The 7,727-nt window shown below is 59.7% G+C and carries 4 protein-coding genes; all 4 read right to left on the bottom strand.

Annotated features, from left to right (window positions below):
* Window positions 1–141: 141 nt before the first annotated feature.
* The 4 genes from fusA to rpoC all read right to left on the bottom strand — a co-directional run bounded on the left by fusA (window position 142) and on the right by rpoC (window position 7,668).
* Window positions 142–2,286 (bottom strand): elongation factor G, encoded by a 2,145-nt coding sequence (fusA, locus tag ABNU55_RS12095; RefSeq protein ID WP_290751859.1) that lies wholly within the window; start codon window positions 2,284–2,286, stop codon window positions 142–144.
* A 45-nt stretch (window positions 2,287–2,331) separates the two neighbouring features.
* Window positions 2,332–2,802, bottom strand: a complete 471-nt coding sequence (rpsG, locus tag ABNU55_RS12090; RefSeq protein WP_290751857.1) for a 30S ribosomal protein S7 — start codon at window positions 2,800–2,802, stop codon at window positions 2,332–2,334.
* Window positions 2,803–2,815: 13 nt separating this feature from the next.
* On the bottom strand, window positions 2,816–3,187 hold the full coding sequence (rpsL, locus tag ABNU55_RS12085) for a 30S ribosomal protein S12 (RefSeq protein WP_290751854.1): 372 nt from the start codon (window positions 3,185–3,187) through the stop codon (window positions 2,816–2,818).
* A gap of 251 nt (window positions 3,188–3,438) precedes the next feature.
* On the bottom strand, window positions 3,439–7,668 hold the full coding sequence (rpoC, locus tag ABNU55_RS12080) for a DNA-directed RNA polymerase subunit beta' (protein WP_348764381.1): 4,230 nt from the start codon (window positions 7,666–7,668) through the stop codon (window positions 3,439–3,441).
* Between the last annotated feature and the right edge of the window lie 59 nt (window positions 7,669–7,727).

Genomic DNA, 7,727 nt, shown 5'->3' with positions numbered 1-7,727 from the left:
CGATCGTGCCGATGTTTACGTGCGGCTTGTTCCGCGCAAACTTCTCTTTGGCCATCGGGCCTCTCCTTCATTTCCAACGTCAGTCAGTTATGTGAATGCACCGCACCGGACCTCAAGGCCCGGTGCGGGACGTCTCGTTTATCAGCCGGCGAGATCCTGAACGATCTTCTGGGCTTCGGCTTTCGGGACTTCGGCATAGTGGTCGAAGACCATGGTGAACTGGGCCCGGCCCTGCGACATGCCGCGCAGGTTACCGACATAGCCGAACATGTTCACCAGCGGCACGAAGGCACCGATCACGACGGCATTGCCGCGCGGGTTCGAGCCCTGGATCTGGCCGCGACGGGAGTTCAGGTCACCAATGATATCGCCCATATACTCTTCCGGCGTCACGACCTCGACCTTCATCATCGGCTCCATGAGCTTCGGGTCAGCCTGGGTGCGCAGTTCGCGGAAAGCAGCGCGCGATGCGATTTCGAAGGCGAGAACCGAGGAGTCCACATCGTGGAACTTGCCGTCGACGAGAACCGCCTTGAAGTCGGTCACAGGATAGCCGGCCAGAAGACCGTTTTCCTTGGCCTGGTTGAGGCCTTTCTCAACGCCCGGAACGTATTCCTTCGGCACCGAGCCACCAACGATCGCGCTTTCGAACACGAAACCGGACCCGGCTTCGAGCGGCTCGAACTGGATCTTGACCTCGGCGAACTGACCCGAACCACCCGACTGCTTCTTGTGCGTATAGGTGATTTCGGTCGGACGGCCGATGGCTTCGCGATAGGCGACCTGCGGCTGGCCGATGTTAGCTTCGACCTTGAATTCGCGCTTCAGACGGTCAACCAGGATGTCGAGGTGAAGCTCGCCCATACCTTTCATGATTGTCTGGCCGGATTCGATATCGGTCTCGACGCGGAAGGACGGGTCCTCGGCAGCCAGACGCTGCAGGCCGATGGACATCTTCTCCTGGTCGGCCTTCGATTTCGGTTCAACAGCGATCTCGATCACCGGATCGGGGAAGGTCATCGTCTCAAGAACGACCGGATCGGACTTGTCGCAGAGCGTGTCGCCCGTCGTGGTTTCCTTGAGGCCGGCGAGCGCGATGATGTCGCCAGCGAAGGCTTCCTCGATTTCCTCGCGGTTGTTCGAGTGCATCATCATCATGCGCCCGATACGCTCCTGCTTGCCCTTGGTGGAGTTCAGCATGGAGCCGCCCTTGGAGACGGTACCGGAATAGATACGCACAAAGGTCAGCGAACCGACAAAGGGGTCGTTCATGATCTTGAAGGCAAGACCGGAGAACGGCTCATTGTCGTCTGCATGACGGGCAATATTGCGGACTTCGTCGTCGTCGCCCGGCTTGAAGCCCATATAGGCAGGCACGTCGAGCGGGCCTGGAAGATAGTCGATCACGGCGTTCAGCATCGGCTGGACGCCCTTGTTCTTGAACGCAGAACCAGCGAGCACCGGAACGAAGGACATGGACAGCGTGCCCTTACGGATCAGAACGCGGAGCTCGGACTCGGTTGGCTCGGTGCCTTCGAGGTAAGCTTCCATGGCCGCTTCGTCTTGCTCCACAGCCAGCTCGACGAGCTCTGCGCGCATTTCTTCGGCTTTGGCTTTCAGGCTATCGCGAACATCGCGAACGACCCATGATGCACCAAGGTCAGAGCCTTCCCAGACCCATTCCTTCATGGTGACGAGATCCACAGCGCCTTCCAGCTCGTTTTCCGAACCGATCGGAAGCTGGATAGGTGCAGGGATCGCGCCCGTGCGTTCCTTGATCATCTTCACGCAGTTGAAGAAGTCAGCGCCGGTCTTGTCCATCTTGTTGACGAAGACGATGCGCGGAACCTTGTAGCGGTCGGCCTGGCGCCAGACGGTTTCGGTCTGCGGCTCGACACCGGCATTGGCGTCCAGAACACAGACAGCGCCGTCGAGAACGGCCAGCGAACGCTCAACCTCAATGGTGAAGTCGACGTGCCCAGGCGTGTCGATGATATTGAAGCGGAACTTGGCTTCTTCAGGCGTGTCGCCATAGAGGCCGGTCGGCGTGTTGCCATCTTCGGTGCGGAACCAGAACGTGGTTGTCGCAGCCGACGTAATCGTGATGCCGCGCTCCTGCTCCTGTTCCATCCAGTCCATGGTGGCAGCGCCATCATGGACTTCGCCGATCTTGTGGGAACGGCCGGTGTAGAACAGGATGCGCTCGGTCGTCGTCGTCTTGCCAGCATCAATGTGGGCCATGATGCCAAAGTTACGATAGCGCTCCAACGAGTATTCGCGGGCCATGGGATTACCTTTTTGTCTTGTTCCGGGAGGAACGGATCGAATGTGTTACCAGCGGTAGTGGGAGAAGGCGCGGTTGGCCTCGGCCATGCGGTGGGTATCTTCCCGCTTCTTCACAGCCGTGCCGCGGCCTTGCGAGGCGTCGAGCAGCTCACCGGCCAGACGCTCACGCATCGTGTTCTCATTCCGCGAGCTGGCAGCCGAAGCGAGCCAGCGGATCGCGAGGGCCTGACGGCGCTCCGGACGGACTTCGACCGGCACCTGATAGGTTGCACCACCAACGCGGCGCGAACGGACTTCGACAGCTGGCGAAATGGCTTCGAGCGCGGCGTGAAAGACCTCGACCGGGTCCTTCTTGGCCTTTTCCTCGACAAGGTCGAAGGCACCATAGACGATGCGCTCGGCGGTGGATTTCTTACCGTCCAGCATGATCTGGTTCATGAACTTCGAAATAACGATGTCCTTGAACTTCGGATCAGGCAGAACCTGGCGTTTTTCGGCGCGGTGACGACGTGACATGTTCTCTCGACCCTTATTTCGGTTTCTTCACGCCGTAATGCGAGCGGCGTTGCTTACGGTTCTTGACGCCCTGGGTATCGAGGACGCCGCGCAGGATGTGGTAGCGCACACCGGGAAGGTCCTTCACACGACCGCCACGGATCAGCACAACGGAGTGCTCCTGGAGGTTGTGACCTTCGCCTGGAATATAGCAGAGCGACTCAAAGCCGGTCGTCAGACGGACCTTCGCGACCTTACGAAGCGCGGAGTTCGGCTTCTTTGGCGTCGTCGTATAGACCCGCGTGCAGACACCGCGGCGTTGCGGATTGCCTTTCAGGGCCGGGGTTTTCTGGCGCGCAGGCTTTGGCTTGCGCGGATGGCGAATGAGCTGTTGAATCGTGGGCATGAGGGCCTTTTTGACTGCTTTCTAACTTGGCCCCATCGGACCAGTTCAAACCAAGATAGCCCGACGGGGCCATTCCTGACCCGGTCGGACCACCAATTCCGTACTATGCCGGCCTGACGGAAGCCCTTCGGCCTGCCGGAAGCGATAAACCTATCGCCTCAGCCAGCGTTCGGCGCGTGTTAAGACCCTGCACACGTCCCGTCAAGTGTTTGGGACGGGACGTGCTGCGATAGGGTCTTTTGCAACTGCAACTATTCAGCGGCGTCAGGTGCCGGAAGAGCTGCAGCTGCCTTTTCAGCGGCTTCGCGGCGCTTGGCCTTGAGCTTCTGGTCGCGCTGCGCGGCAACGCGCCGGAAGTTGCGCATGCCACCGCCGGTACCGGCCGGGATAAGACGGCCGACGATGACGTTTTCCTTGAGACCTTCGAGCGTATCGACCTTGCCCTGAAGGGCTGCTTCGGTCAGTACGCGCGTCGTCTCCTGGAAGGATGCCGCAGAGATGAAGCTGCGGGTCTGCAGGGACGCCTTGGTGATACCAAGGAGCACCGGCACGCCTTCAGCCTCACGCTGGTCCTGCTTGCGCGAGCGGCGGACCGCTGCGTTCGCTTCTTCCAGCTCAAGCAGGTCGACATGTTCGCCCTTGAGAAGCGTCGTCGTGCCCGGATCAGTGATTTCGATCTTCTGCAGCATCTGGCGAACGATCACCTCAATGTGCTTGTCGTTGATCGGAACACCCTGCAGGCGATAGACCTTCTGGACCTCGTCGACGAGGTAGTCAGCCAGCGCCTCGATGCCCAGCGAGCCGAGGATGTCCTGCGGCGCCGGGTTACCATCGACAAGGTATTCACCGCGCCGAATGAAGTCGCCATCCTGGAACGAGATACGCTTGTTCTTCGGAACGAGGTATTCGACAGGCTCGACGCCCTCTTCTTCCGGGATGATGCCGATCTTGCGCTTGTTCTTGTAGTCGCGCAGGTACGACACACGTCCGTCAATATCGGCGATGACCGCATTGTCTTTCGGACGGCGGGCTTCGAAGAGCTCGGCAACACGCGGCAGACCACCTGTGATGTCCTTGGTCTTCGCACCGCCGGTCGCGGTCCGTGCGAGACTGTCGCCGGAACCGACCTCATCGCCGTCATTGACCGAGAGGATCGCGCCCGGCGAAAGCAGGTAGCGGGCCTCTGTGCCGTTCGGAAGCGTCTTCGCCTCGCCTTTCTCATCGGTAATCAGGACAGCCGGGCGAAGCTCGTTGCCCTTGCTGCCGCGATAGTCGACGATCACGCGGGACGAAATGCCGGTCGCCTCGTCGGTCTCCTCACGGGCCGACATGCCATCGACAACGTCGATCAGCTTGGCGACACCGGAGATTTCCGAGATGAGCGGCTGGGCAAATGGATCCCAGTCGGCAAGCTTCTCGCCCGGTTTCACATTCGCGCCATCCTTGACGTAGAGACGCGTGCCGTAGCCAGGCTTGAAGGTCTGACGGGTGCGGCCATCACTGTCGATGACAGACACCGACATCTGGCGGCCAACGACAACAAGCGTCTTGTCCGTACGTGTGACTGTCTCGGCTTCCTCGAAGCTGATCTTGCCTTCGAACGCGGATTCGACCGAGCTTTCCTCTGCCACGGACGCAGCCCCACCAATGTGGAAGGTCCGCATGGTCAGCTGTGTACCCGGCTCACCGATCGACTGGGCCGCGATGACACCGACGGCCTCGCCCTTGTTCACAATCGTGCCGCGTGCGAGGTCGCGGCCATAACAGGCCACACAGACACCGGTCTTGGTCTCACAGGTCAGCGGCGAGCGGACCTTGATCTCATCAACACCGGCTTCCTCGATCTTCTGGGCAAGCGCCTCATCGATATAGGTATTGGCCGGGCAGATGATTTCATCGGTCTTCGGATTTTTCACGTCCCAGCCCGTGGTGCGGCCAAGGATACGCTCGGACAGTGCAACGGTGACGTCGGCGCCTTCCATGACCGGAGCGATCATGATGCCCTTGTCGGTCCCGCAATCGTCCTCAACGATGATACAATCCTGTGCCACATCGACCAGACGGCGGGTCAGGTAACCCGAGTTTGCCGTCTTGAGGGCCGTATCGGCCAGACCCTTACGGGCACCGTGCGTCGAGTTGAAGTATTCAAGGACGGTCAGGCCTTCCTTGAAGTTCGACACAATCGGCGTCTCGATGATCTCACCGGACGGCTTGGCCATCAGGCCGCGCATACCGGCAAGCTGCTTCATCTGGTTCTTCGAACCACGCGCACCGGAATGCGCCATCATGAAGACCGAGTTGGTCTCTTCCTGACGGCCCGTTTCCTTGTTGATCTCAGCCTCACCGGCTGCGTCCATCATCGCGTCAGCGACTTTGTCCGTACAGGTCGACCAGGCGTCGACCACCTTGTTGTACTTCTCGCCGCGGGTGATGAGACCTTCGGCATACTGGCGCTCATACTCCGACACTTGCGCGCGGGTATCTTCAACCAGTTTGGCCTTGGCCGCCGGGATCTTCATGTCGTCCTTGCCGAACGAGATGCCCGCCTTGCAGGCTTCGCGGAAGCCAAGCTCCATCAGCTTGTCACAGAAGATGACCGTCGCCTTCTGACCGCAGTTCCGGTAGACCTCGTCGATCAGCTTGGAGATCGCCTTCTTGGTCATCAGGTCGTTGACCAGCTCGGCACGCATACCCTTCATCTTCGGCAGAAGCGAAGCGATCATGTAGCGGCCCGGCGTCGTATCGATGATACGGACTTCTTCTTCGCCCTCTTCATCGACGCCTTCAAAGCGCGCCTTGATCTTGGCGTGCAGCGAGAGGTAGCCCGCATTGAGTGCGTGCTCGATTTCCGACATGTCGGAATAGATGCCCTGGACCGGGCGGCCTTCCTTGTCGGTCTTGTAGGAGCCCGGCTCCTTGTCCTTGTCGAGCGACAGATAATAGAGACCGAGAATGATGTCCTGCGACGGCACGATGATTGGCTTGCCATTCGCCGGCGACAGGATGTTGTTCGTGGACATCATCAGGACGCGGCACTCAAGCTGGGCTTCGAGCGACAGCGGCACGTGAACGGCCATCTGGTCGCCGTCAAAGTCAGCGTTAAACGCAGCGCAGACCAGCGGGTGGAGCTGGATGGCCTTGCCTTCGATCAGCTTCGGTTCAAACGCCTGGATACCAAGACGGTGAAGCGTCGGCGCACGGTTCAGCATGACCGGGTGTTCGCGGATCACCTCTTCGAGGATATCCCAGACTTCCGGCTTTTCCTTCTCGACGAGCTTCTTGGCGGCCTTCACGGTACCGGCGAGGCCCTTCGCATCGAGACGCGCATAGATGAACGGCTTGAACAGTTCGAGCGCCATCTTCTTCGGCAGACCACACTCGTGAAGTTTCATGTTCGGGCCAACCACAATGACCGAACGGCCCGAATAGTCGACGCGCTTGCCGAGCAGGTTCTGGCGGAAACGGCCATGCTTGCCCTTGAGCATGTCGGAGAGCGACTTCAGCGGGCGCTTGTTCGTGCCCGTGATGACACGACCGCGGCGGCCATTGTCGAACAGGGCATCGACAGATTCCTGCAGCATGCGCTTTTCGTTCCGGATGATGATGTCCGGCGCGCGAAGCTCCATCAGGCGTTTGAGGCGGTTGTTACGGTTGATGACCCGGCGATAGAGATCGTTGAGGTCAGACGTCGCAAAGCGGCCGCCGTCCAGCGGGACCAGCGGGCGAAGATCCGGCGGGATAACCGGAACGATCGTCATGATCATCCACTCAGGCTTCGCACCGGATGCAAGGAAAGACTCCACGACCTTGAGGCGCTTGGAGAATTTCTTCGTCTTCAGTTCACTGGTCGACTCGGCGAGATCGTCGCGAAGCTGGTCGGCGAGCGATTCAAGATCGAGGGCACGAAGCAGCTCACGGATGGCCTCGGCGCCGATCATGGCGGTGAAGGCATCCTCACCATGCTCGTCCTGGGCTTCCATGTATTCTTCTTCGGTGAGCAGCTGGTTCGGCTCGAGCGGGGTGAGGCCCGGCTCGATGACGACATAGCTCTCGAAGTAAAGAACCCGCTCGACATCCTTCAGCGCCATGTCGAGCAACGTCGAGATGCGCGAAGGAAGTGATTTCAGGAACCAGATGTGCGCGACCGGCGCAGCAAGATCGATGTGACCCATGCGCTCGCGGCGAACCTTGGCGAGGGTAACTTCCACACCGCATTTCTCACAGACAATGCCGCGATACTTGATGCGCTTATATTTGCCGCAAAGGCACTCATAGTCCTTGATCGGACCGAAGATACGGGCACAGAACAGGCCTTCGCGCTCAGGCTTGAAGGTCCGGTAGTTGATCGTTTCCGGCTTCTTGATCTCGCCCGAAGACCAGGACCGGATCTTCTCCGGGCTGGCGATGGAAATCTTGATGGCCTCGAAGCTCGGGGCCGGGGCGTTGGCGTTATTGAAGGGGTTTGTGACGTCTTGGCGCATATTTTCCGCTCCTCGGGAGGGGGTTGGCCGGACCTGATATCCGGCCTGAATAAATCCTA

The organism is uncultured Henriciella sp., assembly GCF_964005855.1.
GTDB lineage: Bacteria > Pseudomonadota > Alphaproteobacteria > Caulobacterales > Hyphomonadaceae > Henriciella.
This window is presented reverse-complemented; position numbering and strand designations above follow the sequence as displayed.

What these genes read in the sequence shown, in the direction of transcription:
- rpsL (WP_290751854.1), bottom strand. Translation starts at nt 3,187, where the DNA reads ATGCCCACGATTCAACAGCTCATTCGCCATCCGCGCAAGCCAAAGCCT.
- rpsG (WP_290751857.1), bottom strand. Translation starts at nt 2,802, where the DNA reads ATGTCACGTCGTCACCGCGCCGAAAAACGCCAGGTTCTGCCTGATCCG.
- rpoC (WP_348764381.1), bottom strand. Translation starts at nt 7,668, where the DNA reads ATGCGCCAAGACGTCACAAACCCCTTCAATAACGCCAACGCCCCGGCC.
- fusA (WP_290751859.1), bottom strand. Translation starts at nt 2,286, where the DNA reads ATGGCCCGCGAATACTCGTTGGAGCGCTATCGTAACTTTGGCATCATG.